At 60.0% G+C, this 26,176-nt stretch carries 20 protein-coding genes and 1 pseudogene; 12 read left to right on the forward strand and 9 right to left on the reverse strand.

Annotated features, from left to right (window positions below; translation table 11 throughout):
- Nucleotides 1-112: 112 nt before the first annotated feature.
- The 6 genes from SBC1_RS01825 to kdsD form a co-directional block, all read right to left on the reverse strand.
- Nucleotides 113-1,639: an RNA polymerase factor sigma-54 gene (locus tag SBC1_RS01825; RefSeq protein ID WP_165086021.1), complete on the reverse strand. Its 1,527-nt coding sequence runs from the start codon at nt 1,637-1,639 to the stop codon at nt 113-115.
- A gap of 164 nt (nt 1,640-1,803) precedes the next feature.
- Nucleotides 1,804-2,571: an LPS export ABC transporter ATP-binding protein gene (gene lptB / locus SBC1_RS01830; protein WP_165093015.1), complete on the reverse strand. Its 768-nt coding sequence runs from the start codon at nt 2,569-2,571 to the stop codon at nt 1,804-1,806.
- An 11-nt stretch (nt 2,572-2,582) separates the two neighbouring features.
- Nucleotides 2,583-3,281 carry a lipopolysaccharide transport periplasmic protein LptA gene (gene lptA / locus SBC1_RS01835; protein WP_165086024.1) on the reverse strand — a complete coding sequence of 233 codons (699 nt, stop codon included), beginning with the start codon at nt 3,279-3,281 and terminating at the stop codon, nt 2,583-2,585.
- A 48-nt stretch (nt 3,282-3,329) separates the two neighbouring features.
- Complete coding sequence (lptC, locus tag SBC1_RS01840) at nt 3,330-3,929, reverse strand: LPS export ABC transporter periplasmic protein LptC (RefSeq protein ID WP_165086027.1); 600 nt, start codon at nt 3,927-3,929, stop codon at nt 3,330-3,332.
- Between the two features lie 5 nt (nt 3,930-3,934).
- The gene (locus SBC1_RS01845) at nt 3,935-4,498 is read right to left on the reverse strand and encodes an HAD family hydrolase (RefSeq protein ID WP_165086030.1); all 564 of its coding nucleotides are present in this window, start codon (nt 4,496-4,498) and stop codon (nt 3,935-3,937) included.
- Complete coding sequence (gene kdsD, locus SBC1_RS01850; RefSeq protein WP_165086032.1) at nt 4,498-5,481, reverse strand: arabinose 5-phosphate isomerase KdsD; 984 nt, start codon at nt 5,479-5,481, stop codon at nt 4,498-4,500. The genes SBC1_RS01845 and kdsD overlap by 1 nt, the downstream gene beginning before the upstream one ends.
- Before the next feature lie 180 nt (nt 5,482-5,661).
- On the opposite strand from kdsD, the gene SBC1_RS01855 reads away from it, so the two are divergent.
- The 5 genes from SBC1_RS01855 (at nt 5,662) to purU (ending at nt 10,799) form a co-directional block, all read left to right on the forward strand.
- On the forward strand, nt 5,662-7,662 hold the full coding sequence (locus SBC1_RS01855; RefSeq protein WP_165086035.1) for a monovalent cation:proton antiporter family protein: 2,001 nt from the start codon (nt 5,662-5,664) through the stop codon (nt 7,660-7,662).
- A gap of 22 nt (nt 7,663-7,684) precedes the next feature.
- A complete protein-coding gene (locus SBC1_RS01860; RefSeq protein ID WP_165987082.1) occupies nt 7,685-8,260 on the forward strand; it encodes an adenine phosphoribosyltransferase in 576 nt (191 codons plus the stop codon).
- A 12-nt stretch (nt 8,261-8,272) separates the two neighbouring features.
- A complete protein-coding gene (locus SBC1_RS01865; RefSeq protein WP_165987084.1) occupies nt 8,273-8,887 on the forward strand; it encodes a LysE family translocator in 615 nt (204 codons plus the stop codon).
- Nucleotides 8,888-9,026: 139 nt separating this feature from the next.
- Complete coding sequence (locus SBC1_RS01870) at nt 9,027-9,872, forward strand: NUDIX hydrolase family protein (protein WP_165987086.1); 846 nt, start codon at nt 9,027-9,029, stop codon at nt 9,870-9,872.
- A 57-nt stretch (nt 9,873-9,929) separates the two neighbouring features.
- Complete coding sequence (gene purU, locus SBC1_RS01875; RefSeq protein ID WP_089165233.1) at nt 9,930-10,799, forward strand: formyltetrahydrofolate deformylase; 870 nt, start codon at nt 9,930-9,932, stop codon at nt 10,797-10,799.
- A gap of 97 nt (nt 10,800-10,896) precedes the next feature.
- Here the strand turns inward: purU and SBC1_RS01880 are convergent.
- Both SBC1_RS01880 and uvrA read right to left on the reverse strand, forming a co-directional pair.
- Nucleotides 10,897-11,968 (reverse strand): annotated as a pseudogene (locus SBC1_RS01880) (AI-2E family transporter).
- Between the two features lie 88 nt (nt 11,969-12,056).
- Nucleotides 12,057-14,930: an excinuclease ABC subunit UvrA gene (gene uvrA / locus SBC1_RS01885; protein ID WP_165086044.1), complete on the reverse strand. Its 2,874-nt coding sequence runs from the start codon at nt 14,928-14,930 to the stop codon at nt 12,057-12,059.
- 317 nt (nt 14,931-15,247) lie between these two features.
- Between uvrA and SBC1_RS01890 the strand changes: the two genes are divergently transcribed.
- The 7 genes from SBC1_RS01890 (at nt 15,248) to SBC1_RS01920 (ending at nt 24,956) form a co-directional block, all read left to right on the forward strand.
- Complete coding sequence (locus SBC1_RS01890; RefSeq protein ID WP_165987088.1) at nt 15,248-16,450, forward strand: MFS transporter; 1,203 nt, start codon at nt 15,248-15,250, stop codon at nt 16,448-16,450.
- Nucleotides 16,451-16,624: 174 nt separating this feature from the next.
- Nucleotides 16,625-17,161: a single-stranded DNA-binding protein gene (locus SBC1_RS01895; protein ID WP_165987090.1), complete on the forward strand. Its 537-nt coding sequence runs from the start codon at nt 16,625-16,627 to the stop codon at nt 17,159-17,161.
- Nucleotides 17,162-17,958: 797 nt separating this feature from the next.
- Nucleotides 17,959-18,606 carry a response regulator transcription factor gene (locus SBC1_RS01900; protein WP_165086052.1) on the forward strand — a complete coding sequence of 216 codons (648 nt, stop codon included), beginning with the start codon at nt 17,959-17,961 and terminating at the stop codon, nt 18,604-18,606.
- A 154-nt stretch (nt 18,607-18,760) separates the two neighbouring features.
- Nucleotides 18,761-19,438: a response regulator transcription factor gene (locus tag SBC1_RS01905; RefSeq protein WP_165086055.1), complete on the forward strand. Its 678-nt coding sequence runs from the start codon at nt 18,761-18,763 to the stop codon at nt 19,436-19,438.
- A gap of 97 nt (nt 19,439-19,535) precedes the next feature.
- On the forward strand, nt 19,536-20,180 hold the full coding sequence (locus SBC1_RS01910; RefSeq protein WP_165086057.1) for a response regulator transcription factor: 645 nt from the start codon (nt 19,536-19,538) through the stop codon (nt 20,178-20,180).
- 229 nt (nt 20,181-20,409) lie between these two features.
- On the forward strand, nt 20,410-21,168 hold the full coding sequence (locus SBC1_RS01915; RefSeq protein WP_165086060.1) for an aquaporin: 759 nt from the start codon (nt 20,410-20,412) through the stop codon (nt 21,166-21,168).
- A gap of 14 nt (nt 21,169-21,182) precedes the next feature.
- Nucleotides 21,183-24,956, forward strand: a complete 3,774-nt coding sequence (locus SBC1_RS01920; RefSeq protein WP_243830262.1) for an ATP-binding protein — start codon at nt 21,183-21,185, stop codon at nt 24,954-24,956.
- Nucleotides 24,957-25,131: 175 nt separating this feature from the next.
- Here the strand turns inward: SBC1_RS01920 and SBC1_RS01925 are convergent, their stop codons facing one another.
- On the reverse strand, nt 25,132-26,052 hold the full coding sequence (locus SBC1_RS01925; RefSeq protein WP_165987091.1) for a LysR family transcriptional regulator: 921 nt from the start codon (nt 26,050-26,052) through the stop codon (nt 25,132-25,134).
- Nucleotides 26,053-26,176 lie beyond the last annotated feature (124 nt).

Raw genomic sequence — 26,176 nt, forward strand, 5'->3', positions numbered from 1 at the left:
TTGCCCGTTCGTGCTCATTCAATTGAACGGCGGAACGGATCGGGACGCATCGGCCGGCTCGTTCGCGCTTTCGCGACGCGGCCGGTAAAGGCCCGCCGCAACATGCAGCGGGCTACAGAGACTTTCGCAAGTTCACTGCCGGAATTTTCAGAGCTTCGCGATATTTGGCGACCGTACGGCGCGCGACCACGAATCCCTGTTCTGCCAGCAACTCTGCGATGCGGCTGTCTGAAAGAGGAGATTTTGAGTCTTCGGCTCCTATCAGTTGCTTGATGAGTGCCCGGATCGCCGTGGACGATGCCGCGCCACCCGTGTCGGTTGAAACGTGCGATCCGAAGAAGTACTTAAATTCCAGCGTCCCGAACGGGGTCAGCATGTACTTACCGGTTGTCACACGTGAGACAGTGGATTCGTGTAAACCCAGCGTATCAGCAATCTCCCTCAAAACCAAGGGCCGCATTGCAATTTCGCCATGCGCAAAAAAGTTCTTTTGACGCTCCACAATGGCCTGCGCAACGCGAAGAATCGTCTCGAATCTTTGTTGAATATTCTTGATCAGCCAGCGCGCTTCCTGCAGCTGCTGACGCAACGAACCACTGCCCGGGTCGCCGCGATTGTTGCGCAAAATATTCGCGTAGAGGTGATTGATGCGAAGCCTTGGCACGATTTCCGGATTCAATTCTGCCGTCCAGCCGCTGGACATCTTGCGCACCAGGATGTCAGGAACGACGTAGTCAGCTTCGCTCTTTCCGAACACGGCGCCGGGGAACGGTTCCAGAGAGCGGATCAGCAAATGGGCGTCGCGCAGTGCGTCGTCCGAGGCTTTGAGCTGCTTGCGCAAACGCGTGAAATCGCGTGCCGCGAGCAGTTCCAGATGGTGCATCACAATATCGAGCGCCAGGGTACGAATAGGCGTTGGTTCAAGCCGTAACAACTGCAGCTTCAGGCATTCGGATGCCGAACGGCCGCCCACTCCCGGCGGATCGAAACTCTGCAGCAACGCGAGCGCCGCGCTCAGTTCGTCGACATCGACTTCCAGTTCATCCGGCAGATCCGCCTTCACTTCCTCGAGCGACGACGTGAGGTAACCGTCTTCATCGAGCGATTCGATCAGGAATGTGATCAGCGCACGGTCGCGCTGATTCGCCTTCGTCATGCGCAGTTGCGACGCCAGGTGATCGCGCAGGGTAGTGGTGGATTCGTGGATTTGCAGCGGCGGCAGGTCGTCGTCGTCCGAACCGCTATTCGAGCGGCCGTAATCTTCCAGATTCCACGAGCTCGAATCCGGTCCGTTGTCCGACGAACTCATGCCGTTGTATTCGTCTACGCCCTGGGGCTCACCGTTTTCGGAACGGTCAGTCGTGCTCGTGCTGCTGCTCGACGACGTGCCGTTGCTCATCATGGAATCGGGTGCGTTCACCGATGCCCCCGCCGAGGTGATCAGCGAGCCGTCCGCCGCCACGCGTAGCGGGCTGGTGGTCCAGTCGTCCTCGTTCTCGAGCAGCGGATTTTGCGCGACAGCCATCGCGACTTCCTGCTGCAACTCAAGCGTCGACAGCTGCAGCAGCCGGATGGACTGCTGCAGTTGTGGGGTCAGCGCAAGATGCTGCGACAGGCGAAGTTGGAGGCTGGCTTTCATGGCAAGGTTTTAATCATTGTAGAGAGTTTGCCACGGGCGCGACACCTCGCGGGGATCGACCAAAAACAAGTGCCGCCTCGCGGGCGGCACGTAAGATTTGCTGGCGGCGCGGGACGCCGTCCTCAGCGGTGTTGCAAGGGCCGAAAGACGCTTGGCCCCCGCCGTCACATGCGGAAATGTTCGCCGAGATAAACGCGCCGCACGCTCTCATTTTCGATGATATCGCTTGGCGCGCCCGCTGCGAGCACGCTGCCGTCGCTGATGATGTACGCATGATCGCAGATGCCGAGCGTCTCGCGCACGTTGTGGTCCGTGATCAGCACGCCAATGTTGCGCTGCTTCAGGAACTTCACAATTTTCTGGATTTCGAGCACGGCGATTGGGTCGACGCCGGCAAACGGTTCGTCCAGCAGGATAAACGCCGGATTGGTCGCGAGTGCGCGGGCAATTTCCACCCGCCGCCGTTCGCCGCCCGAGAGCGACAAAGCCGGGTTTTCACGTAGATGCGCGATCTGAAGTTCGTCCAGCAACGCTTCCGCGCGATCCGTAATGCCCTGTTTGGAGAGCGGCTTTTCGTTCTCGTCCGTCTGCAGTTCAAGCACAGCACGAATGTTCTGCTCGACGGTGAGCTTGCGGAACACGGACGCTTCCTGCGGCAAATACGAGAGCCCGAGACGCGCACGCTTGTGAATGGGCAGCAGGCTGATCGACGTGCCGTCGAGCAGGATTTCGCCTGCGTCCAGCGGCACCAGCCCGACGATCATATAGAACGACGTTGTCTTGCCTGCGCCGTTTGGTCCGAGCAATCCGACGACTTCGCCGCTTTTCACGTCGAGCGAGACGTCTTTCACGACCGTGCGCGAGCCGTAGCGTTTTTTCAGGTTGCGGACGGTGAGCGAACTGCTCGTGCCGGCCGGCTTACGGTGAGGCATGGCGGGCGAATTCACGGCTGCTGCGTTCCTTGCATCTTGGTGGACGGCGTCAGGGTGGCCGGTGCGCCGGTCAGCGGCGCGGCGCCGCCGTTGCGCGGAGCGAGCATGGCGCGCACACGGCCAGTCGGGTTGCCTGGACCGGCGACGTCAGGTCCGGCTTTCGCTGTATAGAAGTCTTTCTGGCCGTCGTAGGTAATCACGCTGCCGTGCACTTCGTCCTGGATTTTAGTAAGGCCCACGAGGCGGCGCACAACAGCGCGCGTGGTCAGCGTGGTGAGATCCTGCTTGCCGTCGTAGTCGATCCGCACCGCATTGCCTTCGATATATTCGTCGAGGCCGTCGCGTTTCTGGCGGAAATACGAGAGGTTGCCGCCGGTAGATGTGCCGGTTGCGTATTGATACCCCTGCGGATCCTGCGTCACGTCGACACGGTCGGCCTTGATGATGATCGTGCCTTTGGTCGCGACAACGTGGCCCGTGAAGATGTTGACCTGCTTCAGGTCGTCATAGGTCATGTTGTCCGCTTCAATATTCAGCGGCTTGTCGTTGTCGGCGCGTTCGGCGTGTGCGGCTGGGGCAAATGCCGCCAGCGGCAACGCTACGCATATTGCCGTGATCCCGAATTGCACGATACGTGCGGCGCGGCGCAAAAATGCAGCGCGCGCTGCGCACAGACGGCCGGATTCGGGTCGGAGAAACGGTTTGTTCATGCAGTCACACTTGAATGGATTAAGCGCAATTCGTCGGAACTGCCGGGGTTATTTGGATGAGGTGCCGAGGGTATCGGAAGCAGCGATCTGGCCGCGTACCGTCCCAAAAAGCTTCATTACCCGGGTCGCGTTGTTGTAGTTCATGCCGTCGCCCGTCATCACGGACGGACCGCGCTGAAGTTTAACCGGCTTTTCTGTTTCGATGACATCGTCGTTCACAAGGATGCGAAAGTGCTCGGAATCCGCTGTCATCTGCGGGTCGCCGTAGCCCGCCACGCGCAAAATGTGGGCATTCTCGTACAAGTCGACAATCGAGACGTCGCCGTTCACCGTGCCGCGCTCGGACGTTGCCGTCACGGTCGGCCGCAGCGGCTGGAACATGCGCATTGCGGGTTTCGTGAGGTCGCTGACTTCATCGTCCTCGTAATGCACCATCGAAATCGCGGTCAGCCGATACTGCGTTGTGCCCGTGGTGTCGAGTTCCGAAACCGAAAAGTTCGTCGCGAAATAGTCGGGCGTGTGCTCCTTCGGGCGCTCCGGTTCCTGGGGCTTGGGCAACGTGGCCTGCAGCAGCCAGTAGGTGATGGCTGCCAGCGCAGCCAGTGCGACCAGCGGCAGCGCCGACGTCAATTTTTTGGGTCGTTGCATGGGATTCAGGTTCCGATAGCCGCGGCAAGCAGGCCGTCGTAGCGATTCTGGGCGCGCAGGATAGCGTCGCAGACTTCACGCACCGCACCTTCGCCGCCGCGCTTGGTGGTGGCGAAATGCACGCGGTTCAGCACTTCCTCATGCGCGTTGGCGGGAGCGGCTGCGAAACCGCACAGCCGCATCACGGCGAGATCGGGCCAGTCGTCACCCATGTAGCCGCATTCGGTCGCTGGAATACCCGTGGTTTGCAGCAATTCGGCGAGCGCGATAGTTTTGTCTGCGACGCCCTGATGCAGGTGCGTAATGCCGAGTTCACGCGCCCGTGCCGCGACAATGCCGGAGTTGCGCCCGGTGATGATCGCTGTCTGCACGCCCGCCGATTGCAGCATTTTCACGCCGTGACCGTCGAGCGAGTTGAAGGATTTCATGGCGTCGCCGTCAGCGGTGAAAAACAGGCTTCCGTCGGTGAACACGCCGTCGACGTCGAAAATCATCAGTTTCACGCGGCTCGCGCGGTCGTGCGCGTTTTCCGTCACGGCAATGTCCGGCGTGAAAGACAAGGTCGACATCAGATTACCTTCTTGGAAAAGAGGTCGTGCATGTTCAGGGCGCCGATCAGGATCGCGTTTTCATCGACGACCAGCATCTGATTGATGCGATAACGCTCCATCAGTTCCACTGCTTCCACCGCGAGATGGTCCGGACCGATCGTACGCGGATGACGTGTCATGACATCGATCAGCGGCAGCGCACGGAAATCGCCGTCACGCTGAAGAATCCTGCGCAGGTCGCCGTCGGTGAAGATGCCTTCCACATGACGCTTTTCGTTGACCACAGCCGTCATGCCCATGCGCTTGGCGGTGATCTGGAAGAGGGCGTCGGAGACGGTTGCGGTCAGGGGCACTTCTGGCACTTCCGGCCCGATGCGCATCACGTCGCGTACATAAGTGAGCAGGCGCCGGCCGAGCGCGCCGCCCGGATGCGAGCGGGCGAAGTCGTCGGGGCCGAAACCGCGGGCGTCGAGGACAGCGACCGCGAGTGCGTCGCTCAACGCGAGCACGGCGGTCGTGCTGGCGGTTGGCGAGAGATTCATCGGGCAGGCTTCTTTGTCGACGTGCGCATTCAGATGCACGTCGGCCAGTTTCGCGAGGCTTGATTCCGGCCGCCCGGTGATGGCAATCAATTTTGCCCCGAGGCGCTTGATGATGGGCAGAATGGCAACGAGTTCCGAGGTTTCGCCCGAGTTCGACATGGCGATAAACACGTCGTCGGCGGTCACCATGCCGAGGTCGCCGTGGCTCGCTTCAGCCGGATGAACGAAGAAGCCGGGCGTGCCGGTGCTCGCGAGCGTTGCCGCGAACTTGCGGGCAATATGCCCGGATTTGCCGATACCCGACACCACCACGCGGCCCTTGCATCCGAGCAGGAATTCGACGGCGCCGGTGAAGTTATCGTCGAGTTGTGCGGACAGGCCGCGCACAGCGTCGGCTTCAATTTCGAGCACGGTGCGAGCCAGCGCGAGTGCCCGGTCGCCATTGATTTTCGCTATCATGCGCGAAGTATAACAAAGGCATCTTTGCGCCGCGCCGGACACGGGGCGGCTTTCAGCCGCTCATCCGCCCCCGAAAGGCCGTGTGTTTTGTTGCGCGCAGCGCTTCTGCGCGTTAAAAAACACAAGATCCGGATGTGCTCCTCGAGCCGCCATCCGGCAACAAACGAGGACGCTAGACGGATGACTTCCCCGCTTGAAATGACGTTGCTGTTGCTGCTGTGTTCAGTGGCAGGGGTCGTCGTATTCCGCTTTTTCAACCTGCCGCCCATGTTGGGTTACCTGGCGGTCGGGATCATTGTCGGACCGCACGCCGCCGGCATCGCGCCGGATAGCGACCGCGCGCAGCATCTCGCGGAATTCGGCGTTGTGTTCCTGATGTTTTCCATCGGGCTTGAATTCTCGTTATCGAAATTGCGTTCGATGCGACGCATTGTGTTCGGTCTCGGCGCCAGTCAGGTCGCCGGGACGATAGCGATCGCGGTCTTGATCGGCTGGATCGCGAGGTTCTGGACGGACATGTCGTGGGAAGCAAGCATTGCGCTGGGCGGCGCATTGTCGATGTCGTCCACTGCCATCGTTTCAAAAATGCTGGCCGAACGGCTTGAACTGGAATCCGAGCATGGCCGGAACATCTTCGGCGTGTTGTTGTTCCAGGATCTGGCCGTGGTGCCGCTGCTGATTATTATCGCGGCGTTCGGCAACGGCAATTCGAAGGAGCTGGCGTTTTGGCTGGCACTCGCCGCCATCAAGATCGTGGTCGCGTTGACGGTGCTGCTGTTCATCGGTCAGAAGTTCATGACGCGCTGGTTCAATATTGTCGCGCGCCGGCGTTCGCAAGAACTGTTCATGCTGAACCTGCTGCTGGTCACGCTGGGCGCGGCGTTCATTACCGATAAATTTGGCCTTTCGCTCGCGCTCGGCGCGTTTATCGCGGGTATGTTGATCGCGGAAACGCCTTACCGGCATCAGGTGGAAGAGGACATCAAGCCGTTCCGCGACGTGCTGCTCGGGCTGTTTTTCGTGACCACGGGCATGCTGCTCAATCCGCGCGTGATCTGGGAACACCCGTTTCTCGTGGCGTCGTTTTTCATCCTGCCAATTCTGCTGAAGGCCGTGATGATCACCGGCCTCGCGCGGCTGTTCGGCTCGCCGCCGGGCGTGGCAATGCGTACCGGCCTCAACTTGGCCCAAGCCGGTGAGTTCGGTTTTGTGCTGCTGAACCTGATTCTCGACAAACATCTGGTCGAGCCGGTGCTGCTGCAAGCCATTCTTTCGTCGATGCTCCTTTCCATGCTGGCCGCGCCGTTCATCATCCAGAACGCCGACCGGATCGTCCTGCGGCTTTCATCGACTGAATGGTTGCGGCAGTCGTTGCAAATGACGCGCATTGCGACGCAAAGCATCAAGCAGAGTGGCCACGTGATCATCTGCGGCTACGGCCGTGCAGGGCAAAACCTGGCGCGGATGCTGGAACACGAGGGGTTGTCGTACGTCGCGCTTGACCTGGACCCGGATCGGGTTTCGGCGGCCGCGGCGGCGGGTGAAAGCGTGGTGTACGGCGATGCCGGACGGCGCGAGGCGCTGGTCGCAGCCGGCATACATCGCGCGGCCACGGTCGCGATCACCTTCGCGAACACGCCGTCCGCGTTGCGCGTGCTACACAGCATCCACGAGCTGGAGCCCACGTTGCCCACCATCGTGCGTACTGTCGATGACGCCGATCTGGAAAAGCTGATTGCGTCGGGCGCGACGGAGGTGATTCCGGAAATCGTGGAAGGAAGTTTGATGCTGGCGTCGCACACGCTGGTGCTGATGGGCGTGCCGATGCGGCGCGTGGTCCGGCGCGTGGAAGAAATGCGCGACGAGCGTTACAGCATGCTGCGCGGTTATTTTCACGGCGCGGATGAAGACGACGATGAGCGGCGTGAGCAGGTCCGGCTACAATCGGTTCCCGTCGATGAAAACGCCGACGCGGTCGGCCGTACGCTCGACGAGCTTGGGCTGGTGGGCGACGGAGTGGAAGTGACGGCTATTCGCCGGCATGGGATTCGCGGCGTGGCGCCCGATCCGGACACCAAGCTGCGCGCAAGCGACATTGTGGTGCTGCGCGGTTTGCCCGAAGCGTTGCAGCAGGCGGAAGAACGGCTGTCGCGCAATCGCCGTGCGGGCGCGGTAGCTTGACGTTGTCCAGGAGCCATCATTCATGTCTGAGTTCGCAGTGCCCTCAGTACCGAATTTATCCAATCCAGCCGGTTTTATCCGGGAGCGGATTCGCACTGTGCCGGACTGGCCGCAACCCGGTGTGCAGTTCCGCGATATCACGCCGGTTTTGCAGGATCGGCGCGCGTTGCGTACGCTGATCGACATGCTGGTGCAGCGTTATATAGATGCACGAATCGACACGATCGCCGGGCTTGATGCGCGGGGTTTTATTATCGGGCCGATTCTCGCTTACGAACTGAGCCTGGGTTTTGTGCCGATTCGCAAGAAGGGCAAGTTGCCGTTCAGGACGTTGTCGCAGTCGTATGAACTTGAATATGGCAGCGCGACCGTCGAAATTCACGAAGATGCGTGCAAGCCGGGCGAGCGGGTGGTGCTGGTTGACGACCTGATCGCGACCGGCGGCACGATGATGGCCGGCAAGATGTTGCTCGAACGGCTTGGCGCGGTGGTGGTCGAGGGGGCCGCGATTATCGACTTGCCGGAGCTTGGCGGGTCGACACTTCTGCGTGAGTCGGGTTTGCCCCTTTATACGGTCTGCGAATTCAGCGGCCACTAATTTCTCTGAGCCATGCCCAATTTCCTTTTGTTTCTCGCGGCTTCCATTGCTATTACCGTGGCGCCCGGTCCGGACAATCTCCAGGTGCTTGCGCGCGGTATTTCGCAGGGGCGTGCGGCTGGGCTGGTGGCGGCGCTTGGATTTGCAGCCGGCATTTCGTTTCATACGACGCTTGCCGCGCTTGGGGTGGCAGCGTTGCTCAAGTCTTCCCCGATGGCGTTTGAAGCGGTCAAGCTGGCCGGCGCGGCTTATCTGGTCTGGATTGGCATCAAGGCGATTCGCAGCAAGGGTTTGTCGAGTGCGCACGAGCGGCCTAGCCAGCCGTTGGCTGTGGTGTTTCGGCAAAGTGTGATCGGCAATTTGCTGAATCCGAAAGTGACGCTGTTTTTCATCGTGTTCCTGCCGCAGTTCGTTAATCCGCATGGCGGGCAAAGCGTCATGTTGCAGATGTTCGAGCTCGGCGGCGTGTTCATGTTGCAGACGGTAGCGGTGTTCTCGGTTTTTGGCGTTGCCGCCGGGATGATTGGCGCTTATTTGAAGCGGCGTCCGAAGGTGGGCGTGTGGCTCGACCGGCTGGCCGGGGCGACGTTTATCGGGCTGGGGATTCGAGTGGCGCTGAAAGATTAAGAGGCGTTTCGTTCGCACTTGGGCGGGGGATTACTTCGGGGTGCTCGGGCCATTGACCCCGATCACCAAGCCTGAACCCCGGCCTGCTGAGAACGAAACCCCCTGTACAATTTCCGGCTTTCCGCCGCCGGAGCCCATCATGAGCTTGCCTGCCATCGTCGCCGCGCGTCGTTTCGATGCTTCGGCGCACCTGCCGTTTTACATCGACCGTGAACGGGTCGGCTGGATTCGCCGCACTGACGCGCCCGCGCTGCACTCGTGGCCGGATGTGTTTCATATCGATCAAACGTCGATCCGTCTCGCCAATACCTTCTCCGATCTCAACTCGCGCAGCGCCGCGCTCGGCGCAGTCATCGGCATGCTGGCCGCGGACGGCCGCATTCCCGGCTGGCGCAACGAAACCTACGCCATCCGCAATGCCTTCGACGCCGAGCCGCTTGCGTTCATCGAACGGGCGGCTTCGCGGTTCTTCGGCACAATGACGTACGCCGTCCATCTGAACGGTATTGTTGAAGAGCCAGGCCGGGCGCCGGAACTCTGGATCGCCCGGCGAAGCGAAACAAAAGCGACCGATCCAGGCATGCTCGATAACGTGGTGGCGGGCGGTATCGGCTGGGGAATGGGGATCGAGGAAACGCTCGTGAAGGAGTGCTGGGAAGAAGCGGGCATGCAGACGCAGCTTGCTGCCAAGGCCATTCGCGGGCGCGAATTTTACGTGCTGCAATCGCTGCCCGAAGGCACTCAGGCAGAGTTGATTTACGTTTTCGACCTGACCTTGCCCGCCGATTTCGCGCCACGCAATCAGGATGGCGAAGTGGGCGAACACCGGCTCGCCCGTATCGATGAAGTCGCCCGATGGATTGAGGAAGGCGCCATGACGGTCGACGCGAGTCTGGCCACCCTGGATTGCCTCCTGCGCCGTAACTGGATAGACGAAGAAGCGTGCGAGGGCATGCCGGCGATTTATTTACCGCCGCTGTTTTGAATACGCAGTGAACACGCGTTGAACGTGCTTTGAAACATCTCAAAGGAGTATCGGTTCATGTCGACCGAACATAGTTTTATCTTGAAGTTGTCGTGTCCGGATCGTCCCGGCATTGTGCACGCCGTGTCTGGATTCCTGTTCGATCTCGGCAGCAATATTCTCGATTCTGCGCAATTCGGCGACAGTCACACCGGCGAATTTTTCATGCGCGTGCACTTCCAGCAAGTTGGCGGCGACCCCGGCCTCGTTGCGTTGCGTACATCGTTCAGCACACTCGCCGATGAGTTCGGCATGAAGTGGGAACTGCACGATGCGTCGGTGAAACCGCGCGTGATGATCATGGTGTCGAAGATCGGGCATTGCCTGAACGACTTGCTGTTCCGGTATCGCACCGGTCAACTCGGAATCGAAATTCCGGCGATCGTTTCAAATCATCGGGACTTTTATCAACTTGCCGCTAGTTATGACGTGCCGTTTCATCATCTGCCGTTGATCGCGTCCACGCCCGAGGGGAAGGCTTCGCAGGAAGCGCGGGTGCTGGAAATTGTCGATCAGCACAAGATCGATCTTGTCGTGCTCGCGCGTTATATGCAGATTCTGTCGCCGGAAATGTGCGCGGCGCTCAATGGCCGGGCGATCAATATTCATCACTCGTTCTTGCCGAGCTTCAAGGGCGCCAAGCCGTATTACCAGGCGTTTGATCGCGGCGTTAAGTTGATTGGTGCTACTGCGCATTACGTGACAACGGACCTTGATGAAGGGCCGATCATCGAGCAGGAAGTGGAGCGCGTGGACCACAGCATGGCGCCGGATCAGTTGACGGCGATCGGGCGTGACGTGGAATGCGTGACACTCGCGCGGGCGGTGCGGTGGCATGTTGAGCACCGGATCGTGCTGAACGGAAGCAAAACAGTCGTGTTCAAGTAGGAGCGTTTTGGGCTTGGACTGAAGGGATTTTTCCGCTGACCTTCAAGCCCGAAGCCACTTGCTCCGCCGTCGGCCGGCGCGAGCAAAAATCCGGCCGTTAAACCAGCCTCAAATAAACCAGCTCGCGCTTGAGATAAGCATAAAAAATTGGCGCGGCAATGACCCCGGGCAGTCCAAAAGCGGCTTCCATTGCGAGCATGGCCAGCAGTAATTCCCAGGCGCGCGCCTCGATCTGCCCACCAATGATCCGTGCATTCAAAAAGTATTCGAGTTTGTGAATGATGATCAGGAAGGCCAGCGAAGCCACAGCGGTCCCGAACGACACCGACAATGAAATCCCTACAATAATCGCGTTCGAGACCAGGTTGCCGATTACCGGCAACAATCCGACGATAAACGTCACCATCACCAGCGTCTTCGACAGCGGCAGCCGCTCATGAAATACCGGCAGCGCAACCAGCAAATACAGCGCTGTGAACGTTGCGTTGATCGCGGAAATCTTGACCTGCGCGAAAACGATCCGGCGAAACGCCTCTGAGAAGCGCGTCACGCGCGTTACGAGCGCGGTAGAAAGCGGCAGCCGATGCGTCGTCCGCGGTACACCCACCGCGATAATCGCGCCCACGATCATGCCGATCAGCACATGCCCAAACCCACGCGCCGCGTCTTTCCCGCCTTGCTGCAACATGGCGGCGTGCGTTTGCATCAGTTGGGTCGCCTTGTCCTTCATCTGTTCTGCGTCGACAGGAAGGTAGTTCGCGATCCAGTCGGGCACCTGCAGGCGAGCATGCGACGTGAGCATCATCAACTGATCGAGAAGCTTCTGGACGCTCGGTACATCGCGCTGAAAATGATCGATGAGCAAGATCGTCCCGCCCGCCAGCCCCCACGATCACCGCCGCCACGATCACGACCGCGACCCAGCGCGCACGTCCACTGGTCATGGTCTTTTCGATCAGGGGCGCGATCATGTGCACGAGCTGATACACGAGCATTCCCGCCAGCAGCGCGCCGAGCAACTGCAAATGCAGCACGAAGAACAAACCGGCGAACGCGGCGATATAGCTGCCAATCTCGACCGCCGACAACTTCGGCATGCTCATGTCGCTCGTCAGCCGGACGGGCCGGACAGCGGGCCTGCTTTCGGCCGCTTCGTTGCGCTTTGCCATGAATCCTTCAGTCTCCTGCCGCTAACGGGTTATGGACTGCCGCGGCCCGGACGGCGCGCGGCTCATAGTGACGATGCGGGCGAATCTGTCACGCGGCCGATCTCGGCCTTTGCAGCAAAGGCGCAAGATACCGGCCTGTAAAACTGGCCTTCGACTGTGCGACGTGCTCTGGCGTCCCCTGCGCGATGATCTGGCCGCCACCGGCACCGCCTTCCGGACCGAGGTCGATGACCCAGTCGGCGGTTTTTATTACATCCAGATTATGCTCGATGATTACGACAGTATTACCTTGATCTCGCAGCCGGTGAATCACTTCGAGCAACAGAGCGATATCGTGGAAGTGCAGGCCGGTGGTCGGCTCGTCGAGAATGTATAGAGTCCGACCCGTATCACGCTTGCTCAGTTCCAACGAAAGCTTGACGCGCTGAGCCTCGCCGCCCGACAGCGTGGTCGCTGACTGACCGAGCCGGATGTACCCGAGACCCACGTCGAGCAAGGTTTTCAGCTTGCGCGCGACAATTGGCACGGGCTTGAAGAACTCGTACGCGGCTTCCACAGTGAGGTCGAGCACCTCGTGGATATTCTTGCCCTTGTACTGGACATCGAGCGTTTCCCGGTTGTATCGCTTACCGTGACAGACGTCGCATGGTACGTAGACGTCAGGCAAAAAGTGCATTTCGACCTTGAGCACGCCGTCGCCCTGGCACGATTCGCAGCGTCCGCCCTTCACGTTGAACGAGAAACGGCCGGGATCGTAGCCCCGTTCCTTCGACGCCGGCACGCCCGCGAACAACTCACGAATTGGCGTAAAGAGGCCGGTGTAGGTCGCGGGATTCGAGCGCGGTGTACGGCCGATCGGCGATTGATCTACGTTGATCACCTTGTCGAAGTGTTCCAGCCCTTCAATTGCCTCATAAGGCGCGGGTTCGGCGGACGAACCGTACAGATGCTGGGAAACGGCGTGGTACAGGGTGTCGTTGATGAGCGTGGATTTGCCCGAGCCGGACACGCCCGTCACGCAGGTCAGCAATCCGACCGGCAGATCGAGCGACACGCGTTTCAGATTGTTGCCGTACGCCTCCGTGATCCGCAGCCGCCGTTCGTCCGGCGGCGTGCGGTCGGTCGAATAGCTGATGCTCCGTTTGCCCGACAGATACTGTCCGGTCATGGAATTCGGGTCATTCTCGACGTGCTTCGCCGATCCTTGCGAGACAATCTCGCCGCCGTGCACGCCCGCTCCCGGCCCCATGTCGACGACGTAGTCGGCCATGCGGATCATGTCTTCGTCGTGCTCGACCACGATCACCGAATTGCCGATGTCGCGTAAATGCTTGAGCGTGGCGATGAGCCGGTCGTTGTCGCGCTGATGCAAGCCGATGGACGGTTCGTCGAGTACGTACATCACGCCCGTCAAGCCGGAACCAATCTGCGACGCCAGCCGGATACGCTGCGCTTCGCCGCCGGAGAGCGTCTCGGCGCTGCGTTCCAGCGACAAATAATCCAGCCCGACGTTGTTCAGGAACGTGAGCCGCGCGACGATTTCCTTGATGACCCGATCGGCGATCTCGCCCTTCGAGCCATCCAAGTGGAGCGTCTGGAAATAACCGAGCGTCTCGCGCAGCGGCCAGCCGCTCACTTCGTAAATGGCCCGCGCATTCTCGCCCGTGCCGAGCTTGACGTTGCGCGCCTCGGTCCGCAGCCGCGTGCCTTCGCACGCCGGGCAGGCCTGATTGTTCTGATACTTCGCCAGTTCCTCGCGGACCGCCGCCGAATCGGTTTCCTTGTAGCGGCGCTCCAGACTCGGGATGATCCCTTCGAACGCATGCTCGCGGACCGTCGTGCGGCCGCGCTCGTTGATGTACGAGAACGGGATGACCTCTTTGCCGGATCCGAACAGCAGGACCTTGCGGACGTTTTCGGGTAGATCTTCGAATGCGCCGTCGATATCGAATTCGAAAAACGACGCCAGGCTTTGCAGCATCTGGAAGTAGAACTGGTTGCGCCGGTCCCATCCCTTCACCGCGCCCGCCGCGAGCGACAGCGACGGATGCGCGACTACCCGCTTCGGGTCGAAGAATGTGATCTGGCCCAGGCCGTCACATTCAGGGCACGCGCCCATGGGATTGTTGAACGAGAACAAGCGCGGCTCGAGTTCCTGCAGCGAGTACGAACAGATCGGACAGGCGAACTTCGAGCTGTACAGATGCTCTTTCTCCGAATCCATTTCGAGCGCGATCGCGCGGCCATCGGCGAGACGCAGCGCCGTTTCGAAGGATTCCGCGAGCCGTTGCTTCATGTCCGGCCGCACTTTCAACCGGTCGATAACAACGTCGATAGTGTGTTTGTCGTTCTTCTTCAGCTTGGGCAGCGACTCGATCTCATAGATCTTCGCCACGCCTTCGTTCGCTGTGCCCCCGCCCGAACGCACGCGAAACCGGATGAAACCCTGCGCCTGCATGGCCTCGAACAATTCGAGATGCTCACCCTTGCGATCCGCGACCACGGGCGCGAGGATCATCAGCTTCGTTTCCTCGGGCATGGCGAGCGCGGCGTCGACCATTTGCGACACGCTTTGCGCTTCGAGCGGAATGTGGTGATCAGGGCAGTGCGGCGTACCCACGCGGGCAAACAGCAAGCGCAGGTAGTCATGAATCTCAGTGACCGTGCCGACGGTGGAGCGCGGATTATGCGAAGTCGCTTTCTGCTCGATCGAGATAGCCGGCGACAATCCTTCGATCAGGTCGACGTCCGGTTTCTCCATCAGTTGCAGGAACTGACGCGCGTAGGCGGACAAACTTTCGACGTAGCGGCGCTGACCTTCGGCGTAGAGCGTGTCGAACGCGAGAGACGATTTCCCCGAACCCGACAAGCCCGTAATCACGATCAGCTTGTGACGCGGCAAGTCGAGACTGATGTTCTTAAGGTTGTGGGTGCGAGCCCCACGAATACGAATTTCTTCCATGAACCGGGCGGAAAGTAAGGGGGCTAAACCTGCTACTATAACGACTTTTCGAGGGCGCGTTGCCCGCGCTCATCGGCGTCAATCAAGCGTGCGGCGGGGTTGCGAAGGGTGTTGGCGGATTGCCGATAGCCCATTTAAGCGGCGCTCGGGCAGTATCCGCGCGAGTTTTGCGGGTTGCATTGGCGCAGGGTTGAAGCAGGTCCAGGCGCTCAGCCACCCGTCTCATATAGTGCCGTTCTGGGCAACCACAAGGCGGCCGTGCTTGAGTTCCGCGTCCGCGCGCACGGCCAGACGCGTTTCCACATTACCTCGTCCCGATGTCCAATCCGTCTGCTACGTCCACACGTTTGAGCGCGCCAGAGTTGCGTGCAACCGTGTCGCTTGCCGCTATCTTCGCGCTGCGCATGCTCGGTCTCTTCATGATCATGCCGGTGTTTTCGATCTACGCGAAAACCCTTCCCGGCGGCGACAACGTGCTGCTGGTCGGCATTGCGCTCGGCGCTTACGGCGTGACGCAATCGCTGCTGTACATCTTTTATGGCTGGGTCTCGGACAAGCTCGGGCGCAAGCCGGTGATCACGTTCGGGCTGATCGTGTTCGCCATCGGCAGCTTCGTGGCGGCGGTCGGCCATTCCATGACATGGATCATTGTCGGCCGCGTGATCCAGGGCATGGGCGCGGTATCGTCGGCGGTGATCGCGTTTATTGCTGACCTGACCACGGAAGAAAACCGCACGAAAGCCATGGCCATGGTGGGCGCGAGCATTGGTGTCTCGTTCGCGGTGGCCATTGTCGGCGCGCCGATCGTGTTTCAGTGGGTCGGCATGAGCGGACTGTTCACGCTGATCGGATTTTTATCGATACTCGCGGTCGGCGTCGTGATCTGGGTCGTCCCGGACGCGCCCAAACCGCCCGTGCACGTGAAGGCGCCGTTCGCCGAAGTGCTGCACAACGTGGAATTGCTGCGCCTGAACTTTGGCGTGCTCGTGTTGCACGCCACGCAAACCGCGCTGTTTCTTGTTGTGCCGCGCATTCTGGAAGCGGGCGGTTTGCCGGTCGCAGCCCATTGGAAAGTCTATTTGCCCGTGATGGGCCTGGCGTTCGTCATGATGGTGCCGGCTATTATTGCCGCGGAAAAACGCGGAAAAATGAAGGCCGTGATGGTCAGCGCCATAGGTCTTATCCTGATTGGCCAGTTGTTACTCGGCGCCGCTCCGCATACCCTGTGGTCAGTGGCCGCAGTTTTGTTCGTGTACTTCCTGGGCTTCAATGTGCTGGAAGCGTCGCAGCCGTCGCTCGTCTCCAAACTCGCGCCTGGCACGAGAAAGGGGGCGGCGGCAGGCGTCTACAACACAACGCAGTCGATCGGCCTGGCCATTGGCGGGGTGATCGGCGGCTGGCTGCTGAAGGTAGACGGGCAAAGCGCTGTATTTTTCGCGTGCTCAGGGTTGGTTTTTGCATGGCTGATTGTGGCGGCGAACATGAAACCGCCGCCGCAGAAAGTCCGGCGCACCGCTTAAGCAGTTTTAGTTTCTAGTCGGGCGTGTTTCGCCGTGTTGGCGAAATTTTGCGCGCAGCGTGGTGCATGAGGTTTGCGGGTTTGCAGGTCTTGCTGAACAGGTCGACCGCAACCGCGTGTCGCGTTGTGAGCGCACCGCATCAGATCAAATTGAATTGAATCAACAGGAGAAATCATGGCATCCGTCAATAAAGTCATTCTCGTCGGAAATCTGGGAGCCGATCCGGAAACCCGCTATCTGCCGAGCGGCGACGCCGTGGCCAACATCCGTCTTGCCACCACGGATCGCTTCAAGGACAAGACGTCCGGCGAGATGAAGGAGCTGACGGAATGGCATCGCGTGTCGTTTTTCGGCCGGCTGGCCGAGATCGTCAACGAGTACCTGAAGAAGGGCTCGTCGGTGTATATCGAGGGCCGGATCCGTACGCGTAAGTACACCGATCAAGCCGGCGTGGAAAAGTACGCGACCGAGATTGTTGCTGAACAAATGCAGATGCTGGGTGGACGCAGCGGCGCAGGCGGCGCAGGCGGCGGTGGTGGCGATGAAGGCTACAGCCGTGCGCCTGCCGAGCGCAGCGGCGGCGGTGGTGCTAGCCGAGGCGGTGCTGCGGCCGGACGTCCGGCAGGCGGCGGTAGCGCTGGCGGCGCAGGCCGGCCGAGCGCGCCGGCGGGCGGCGGTTTCGACGAAATGGACGACGATATTCCGTTCTAGATCTGCGTACCGCAGTTTTCGCTGCGTTTGACTTAAAAGCCCGCCTCGTGCGGGCTTTTTGCGTTGTGCGCAGGCCGAGATGACGATCGACGGTCGGGGGCGTTCAGCGCACCTTGCCCGGGTCGATGCAGCTCGACAGTTGGTATCGGGAAAATAAGCGTTGCAATCGCGCCACGTGCCAGCGGGACAGCACGCTATCGCCGAAAAATAAAGACCAGGGAAATATGTCCGATATGGAAACCCAGGACGTCTCTGCGTTCACTGCGCATGGCACCAGCGCGCGATCTCGGATGAAGGTAGCTTCTAGTCTATTCGCCACCCGAAATAACCGGTGCGCGGACAGGTGATCGTGCCATTGCCGTGTCGAGTTTCAACTAAGCCCAATTTTGTTCACCACTCAATCAGCAGGTACATATTGCCGTAATCCGGGCGGTCGCTACATTGCGAATATAGAAACGAATTCGAGCATAGTTTCTAAAACCGAGAGGATTAGGATAATTCGTATAGAGCTGTCGGGTATTTGAAAACTACTCTGACCCACGTTGAAACCCGCGCGATGCAGCTTTTATCCACAAGCAATCCATTGCAGGAAACAGCCAGGCAACGCAGCGTGCCGACCCTCGTCGCAATAGGACAAGTCTTGTATTGCCGCGCTGCGCAGCGGGAACATTGAGAGTGTTCCTATATAGAGCGGCTGATCGCCGTGTTCTTATGTGCAACAGCGCATTACCAAATTGATCGTTGCCAGTCGGCGCGGATTCAACCCGAAGTGCAAACGAAAAAACTGAGAGGCGGCATTGAAACTGCGAATCGTTCTGGCAGACGATCATCCGTTCGTTTTGCTCGGCATTCGAGCGACGTTCAGCATGGATGAAAATCTGGAGGTCGTGGCCGAGGCTGCAAGCGCTGCAGAGTTATTGAGGCTGCTGGCGTACACCCCGTGCGACGTGCTGGTGACCGACTTCGCCATGCCCGAGCAAGGCCTGCAGGCGGAAGACGGCCTGCGGCTCATCAAGCGTTTGCGGCGAGACTGGCCGGCCATCAGCATTGTCGTGCTGACCAGCATGAGCAATGTCGCCATCCTCCGGTCAATCCTGGCGGCCGGTGCCATGAGCTTGCTCAACAAAGTCGAGTCCATGGACGAGCTTGCCGCGGCAGTCAGGTTTGCGGGTGTTGGACGCCGTTACCTGAGCACGTCGATTGTCTCAGCGCTGGCAGTAGCGGGCGCCGAAACCGACGCATTGGGAGAGGGTCCGCGCCTTTCGCCGCGGGAGATTGAAGTCGTGCGAATGTTCGCGAGCGGTTTGTCGATCACGGAGATCGCGCGTTTCATGAAGCGCGATGTCCGCACGATCAGCCGTCAGAAGCGCGACGCCATGAGCAAGCTCGGGGTTCAGAACGATCCGGGATTATTCGCGTTTGCACGCGCGCACGGAATGACGTGATGGTTGGGATTGCGAAAGGCTTTCGGAGGCATCTTATGTCGATGACGGCGCGGATCAACGATCCTTCAGCAGGCTGTGTAAGCACCGGTAAATTGAAACCCGCCGCGAGCGGACGCATCACCTGGGCGAATTTCAGGTTAAAAGAGGTTAGTAAATGATTGCGTTCACTCAACGAATCAAATTAGCGGTAGCGGACGATCATCCATTAGTTATTCTTGCCATCGAGCGCCTGATCGCTAATGTGCAGAACATTGAAATTGTGTGTCGCGCGCAGGATTCAACCGGGCTGGTGGAAGCACTCGAAACGCAGGAATGCGACGTCGTCATCATGGATTTTTACATGCCGGGCGGCGAGCATGGCGATGGTATCGACTTGATCAAATACATCGTCGAACATCATCCGAAAGCGGCAATCGTCGTGTTATCCATGACAACGGATGCGGATCTCATCGCGCGTGCACTCGATGCAGGCGCCAACGCGGTGGTCAGCAAGCAGGACAGGCTCGAGCTTATCTACGTGGCGATCGTGACGGTGCTCGCGCACGAGGATTATCTTGGACCGTCAGTGCGCATACTGCTCGCGGATGCGAATTCGGCAAACCGGGTGGATCTCATTCGACAGAAACTCACGCGCCGCGAGCTTGACGTCATTGCCCGCTATGCGCGCGGCGGCAACGTCACCGAAATCGCGCGCGAACTCGGCCGCAGCGTCAAGACAATCAGCGCGCAAAAATGCGCCGCCATGCGCAAGCTCGATTTATCGACGGATGCCGAGCTTTACCGGTTTGCATTTGACAGTGGCCTGGTGCAGGCACAACGACTGGGAGTTTAGCCAACGGCATTAGAAGCCGTCGCGATACAAGTAAAAATTGTATCGATCTGGCCCAGGAGACACGTGGGCCATCACGTACCAGGCGCATAAAACAAAAATGGATTCGAAAATCCGGATTATCGTGGCGGACGATCATGCGGTCGTGCGAGAGGGAATCCGCATCTGGCTTGAGCGAGATCCCCGAGTGGAGGTTGTGGCGACAGCCGACGATACCGAATCGCTCGCAGACCGAATAGACAGCTTTCCATGCGACGTCGTGATATCCGACATTGGCATGCGGGGCATCAACGGCGAAAACAATGCCATAGCGTTTCTACGACGTTTCTTGCGGCAACCACAGCGGCCGCGAGTGATCATTGTGACCATGATCGCGCAGCCCCAAATGCTGGCAGGGTTGCTGGACCTGGGCGTGGACGGCCTGGTCGACAAGCGCGATTGCATGGACGCACTGAACCAGGCGGTTATCGAGGTGATCGATGGCGGACGTTTCGTCTCGACGCACGCGGGAGCGCTTCTGGGCAACGAAATGGTCAATGTCACCGGCCGCGCCGGCGTACTGAGCGCCCGCGAGTGGGAGGTTTTACAGTTGTACGCGAGCGGCTTGTCGCTGATCAGCATTGCGCAGCGTCTGGCGCGCAGCGTGAAAACCATTGGTACGCAAAAGCGCAGCGCGATGCGTAAGCTTGGGCTGAGAAGCGAGCTTGAACTGATCGATTATTTGAGACAAATCGGCCTCGCTTAACGTCGGAACCACGTCGACATTTCCCTCTAAGCGCCACCGCCAGAACAACACCCGCACCGAACAAACGCCCACTGTTTCTCAGAAATGTTTAGGAATGCTCTGATTAAGTCGGTGTGCCTTTCACTCCAGACTTAAACGCTTTACTTCGCCAACGCGCGTGACCGAACCCACCTCTTTTGTGCGGTCCGGCGTGCATTGGCTGAGGGCGAATTTCAGACGGGGTGATGGCATGTTCAAGAAACTGATAGGCGAGTGCGTGGGAAGCTTTTCGCTTGTCTTCTTCGGCTGCGGCAGCACCGCGCTCGCGAGTGGTTATTTTCGCCCGGACATGGGACTCGTTTGCCAGGCTGTGGCCTTCGGCCTCGCTGCAACCACGCTTGTCTACGTTCTGCGCCCCGTTTGCTCCGCTCATTTCAATCCCGCGGTCACCGTGGGTTTCGCCATTGCCAACCGGTTTCCCGTGAGGGACTTGGGTCCAACCATAGCCGCTCAGGTCGTGGGAGCCACCGCCGGAGGGTGGCTCTTGTATGTCGTTGCAAGCGCACGCCCGGGAATCTCGCCCGATCTCATCGCGTTCGGCGCCAATGGTTACGGGGCTCATTCGCCCGCCGGATATCAGCTGCACGCCGCGCTGATCGTCGAGGCGCTGATGACCTTCGTGTTCGTCCTCGTGACTCTCTCGGTCGCATCCGGCAGGCGCGCGCGTTTCAACGACGCCGCGCTGATCGGGCTTTCGCTGACGTTGTGTTCCCTGCTCGCCATTCCGGTGACAAACGCGTCTTTGAACCCGGCTCGTTCCACCGGCGCCGCGCTCGTGGTGGGCGGCTGGGCCCTGGATCAACTCTGGCTGTTTTGGGCGGCGCCGCTCGCGGGCGGCGTTCTGGCCGGCCTCATCCATCCCATGCTCCAGCGCAGCGCTTCGAGTAAGAGCGAGCCGCAGACGCGCGTTGGCCGGATCGACAGCGCGCTCGACAAGCAGCTGTCGTAACGAGCGCGCACATCATGTCCTCCCCCTCCATTCGCCGTCTGATTCGCCTGATGACGCTGCTCGTGCTCGTATGGGCCACATCGAGCGTTTCGGCCGAGCCTTTGCGCGTTGACCGCGCGAAGGCAACTACCCAAGGCTATTCGACGCTGATCCGCGAAGAATTCCCGGCTCGCCGCTCAGAATCCATGCCAGCAAGCAGCGGCCCTAAACAGTCGCAGACGTTGAGTTTAAGCGCCGACGAACGCGCCTATTTGCACTCGCTGCCACCTCTTACGCTGGGCGTCGATGGCAGTTGGGCGCCATTCAGCTATGTGGATTCCCGCGGCGAGTCGAGTGGCATCGCAATGGCATACGCAACGTATTTATCGAAGGCGCTCGATATCGATTTCGAGCAGCGTGTGTATCCCGATTGGGCCGGTGTGTCGAATGCGTTTGCTCGTGGCCAGATCGACATGCTCACGACTACCGAGCGCGAGACGCCGCGTCTTGCTGGCGGAATCTCGACCGGATCGGTGGCGGACTATCCACTCGTCATGGTCGGGCGGTTGGGCGAACCTGTGACGAAGGGTATCGAGGAGGCGTTGTCGTGGCGGATCGTGGTGACGGCGCGTCTGGCGGCTAGCGGGCGGCTTGGCAACTTGCCGCCGAGCGCCGCGCTTATCATCGCTCCCACTCTGAGCGCCGGGCTGGATCGCGTGGCGCGGGGCGAAGCGGATCTGTTCGTAGGTGATCTCGTTGCCGCCGATATCGCGCTCGCCGCGCGTTACGAGGACGAACTGAAGATCATCGGGCCGGCCGGCAACTTCGAGCATATGAGCTTCGCGCTGCGTCCGGAATTCAGCCGGCTCGTGCCGTTGATCGACCGTGCGTTGAGCGCTATGCCTGACGCCGACAAACAGCGCATCCTCGCCGTCCGCCAGGCAGCGCTCGACCCGCCGGCAAGCGGCTGGAGCGTCAACGCAATGCGTCTTTTACCCGCGCTGATTGCTATTGGCGTGGTGCTGGCGGTCACGTTGCGGGCGTTCGTTCTCCTCCAGCGCGAAATGGCACGGCGAGTGGAAACGGAGCAGCGTCTCGCTACACAACTCAGTTTCCAGCAGACCATGATGGAGGTTGTGCCGTATCCGCTGATCGCGAAGGACCGGGAGAATCGCTACATAGCGGTGAATCGAGCGTTCGAAAAGACGTTGGGGCTGAGGCGCGAGGACATCATCGGGCGCACGACGCTCGAGGTTCAATCGTGGGGGCCCGATAACAGCCAGCGGCTGCATGATCTGGTGGGCATGAGTATCGCGCACGGGCGGCGCGAGCAGGTCGAAATCGACTTTTACAATCGCGACGGCGCGCCACGTCATGGGCTGTTCTGGACCGGCGCGTTCGCGGCGGCGAACGGGGCAATGGCGGGTGTCGTTGGCACGATGGTCGACATCACCGATATCCGCGACGCTGAAATGCGCGCGCGCGAAAACGAACGCCGCCTGCACGACGTCACGCGCTCGTTGCCGGCCGTCGTTTTTCAGTTGCGGCGCGCGAACGATGGGTCGTACAGCTTCCCGTACATCGGCGGCGATACGCGTCATTTATTCGGCGCCGATCTCGCTACGCTCAGCAACGACCAGGTGGCTGGTCTATCGTTGATTCACGCCGACGACAAACACCGTGTGCTCGACGCGATCGAACGCTCGGCGCTCACGCTTGAGCCGGTTCACACGGAGTTTCGGTCGGTAGCCGATAAGGGCCGCCGCTGGATTCGTGCAGATCTCGTTGCGCATCGCGAGGCAGATGGCGTGGTGGTCTGGAATGGCTATTGGGTCGACGCCAGTGTCGAGCGTGCGCGCGCTGACGAACTCGCCGCGGCGCGCGATGCCGCAGAAGCGGCCTCGCGCGCCAAGGACGATTTTCTTGCGATGATGAGCCACGAGATTCGTACGCCCATGAACGGCGTGCTCGGATTGGTGGAAGTCTTCGAGACCACGCCGCTCAATCCCGACCAGTCGCAGATGCTCGGCATGATCCAGGATTCGGCGAGCGCATTGCTGCAGATTCTCGACGACCTGCTCGACTATTCGAAGATCGAGGCAGGGCGTCTCACCATCGAGTCGATGCCGATCGACCTGCGTGAACTGGTCGATAACGCCATTGGTTTGCTCGCCGGACGTGCACACGAAAAAGGATTGCGCGTGCGGGTGGATGTATCGCCGGATATCGCCGCAAGTGTGCGTGGTGACAGCGTGCGGCTGCGGCAGGTACTTTTCAACCTGATAAGCAACGCCATCAAGTTCACGATGAAAGGCGAGGTCACGCTCTCGGCGAATCTGGTTAGTGATACGGACGGTGTTCAGACCGTGGAACTGATCGTGGAAGACACGGGCATCGGCATTGCGGCCGACGCGCAGGCGAGCCTGTTCGAGCCGTTCGTGCAGGCGGAATCGTCCACCACGCGCCGCTTCGGCGGCACGGGCCTCGGCTTGACTATCTGTAACAGGCTGGTCGAACTGATGGGTGGAACGCTGGAGCTGCAAAGTCAGGTAGGCGTTGGAACGCGAATGATCGTGCGGCTCGACATGCCGATAGAAACCACCAACTATCAGATCGATGGCTTGCGGGGCAAGAGCGGGATTATCGCTATCGACGATCAGCGGGTGGCGCGCGCGCTGGTCGACTATGGTCAGGCGCTCGGCCTCAAGCTGACAATCCGGTCTCGCGATGACGCAGCGCTGCGTGATCCGCATACCTTCGACGGCATCGATCTCGTGTTTCTCAGCGAAACTCATCCGGAAGCGCTGCCGCTGAAAACGCGGGTGATTCACGTCACGGAAAAACCGAAACCCACGGGTTATCGCATTTTGGACAACGACATTCGCGTAAGCGTCAATCCAATCTCCTGGCGCGGCCTGGGCGCTGCATGCGTGGCCGCGTTGACGGGGTTGCCGCAGCTTGTCTCGCGTGCGACCCGCGATATCGAGACGAACAACGAGCCTCCCGATCGCGAGCGCGCAATCCGCATGGGGCGGCTTGTGCTCGTCGCGGAAGATCATCCGGTGAACCAGGAGCTGATCCGCCATCAACTGGCGCTGCTGGGTTTTGCGTGCGACGTGGTGCAGGACGGCGTTGAAGCACTCACAGCGCTCAAGCAGACGCGTTACGGCTTTCTCATCACCGACTGCCACATGCCGAACATGACCGGGTATGAACTGGCGCGGCGCGTGCGCGCGAGCGAACTGGGGTTGTCGAAGAGATTGCCCATTCTGGGCATTACCGCGAGCACCGCGCCCGAGGAGTTGTCCATGTGCCGCGAAGCCGGCATGGACGACTGCTTCGTCAAGCCCACGCGACTCGTCACCTTGCGTGACCATTTGAACCGATGGCGTGTAATGGACAGCGGATCAGCGGCGCCGGAACCGGTTGTTATCGAGGAGCCGAATGTTGAGACCTTGGAGGTAGAAACCGATGAGGTCGATCTGGACTACATGACGCAACTCTGGGGCAGTGAGACCACGGTGAAGGCATTGCTTGACGCATTCGTGTCGTCGTTCCGCGATGATCTCGACACGCTGAGGGCTTTGCTCGACGGCGGCAGCGTCGCGCAGTTGCGCGAGTGGCATCACCGGGTGATCGGAGCAGCTAGCGTGTTGCAGTATCGGCCGTTGCAGATTGCGCTCGATGGGTTCCGGCGCGATCTCGTCGACAAACCGGACGGCCTTCGACGCCAGGATGGCGCCGCGCTGATCACGCGCTGTGAGGTTTTGCTCGAGCGGATTGAAGCGCAATGCGCGGAGCTGGCGTAATAGTTTGCGGATCGGGGTGAGGGCGGTTGGCGCAACACTGGTCTCTTGCTGGATGGCCAAAACGTATAATGATCGAGCGCTGAAGTTTCAATCAAGCGCTACATACAAAACGGGCCGGTTCCAACACATGTTGGAACCGGCCCGTTTGTTCGTTATGCCTGCGCTTTCCAGCTTGTCAAAACAATGCGTTCATGGCCGAGTCCTTCCTGAAATGCGCGAGCGCGAAATCAACAAACGAGCGTGTTTTGGCGGACACGTGACGGCGTCCTGGATATACCAGCGACACTTCTTTGTCCGCGTTACTCACCGCGTAATCAGTGAGCAAACGCACGAGCGCACCCTGTTCAAGATCGTCCGCGACATGGCTTTCCGGCAGTGCTGTGACGCCCATTCCTGAGAGCGCGGCTTGTCGAAGCATTTGCGAATTGTTGACCGTGTAATCCGGGTCGATAACGATATCTTCGTCCTCACCGGTCGGGCCTGTGAACGACCACGTGGACCCGTGTATGTCCGCTGATGGCGACAGGAACGCGTGGGCGACAAGATCAGCGGGCCGCAGCGGGACGCCGTGTTTCGCGAGGTAATCGGGTGCCCCCACAATAACCGGCGTCACCTTGAACAAGGGCCGGTTAATCAACGTGCCGCTGTTCACCATGCGCGGCACGACAATCCCGACATCGAAACCCTCATCCACCAGATCCACTGGCCGATGCAGCAGCGTTAGACGCAACTTCACGTTGGGAAACGCCTCGCGAAACTCACACAGCAGCGGCGTGAGTCCGAACAATGAGAACGACGCCGATGCCACGAGCTTCAGTGTGCCGGAGGGATCGAACGATGTTTGCGACACCGTGGATTCAATCGCCTCGACCTGCTCTATCACCGCCCGGCAGCCTTCGGCGTATGACGCGCCGGCTTCGGTGAGCGACACGCTTCGCGTTGTACGGTTGAGCAGTCGCGTATTGAGGTGCGCCTCGAGCAACGCGACGTAACGTGTGATGACAGCGTTCGATAGTTCGAGCGCTGCCGCAGCCCGGCCAAACGACCCGGTTTCAGCGACCTTCACGAACACGCGCATGGCTTGAAGATGATTCATTGACCGACCGATGAACAAAGAGTCGCCCCGCGTAAGTGACGCCTCGGGGCCGAAAAGACACGCGTGAGGACGGTCTTTGCCAAGCTCCCACTCGCGTGCGCGATTTTAATCCGGTGGGGCTACC

The sequence above is a fragment of the Caballeronia sp. SBC1 genome (assembly GCF_011493005.1).
Taxonomy (GTDB): Bacteria; Pseudomonadota; Gammaproteobacteria; order Burkholderiales; family Burkholderiaceae; genus Caballeronia.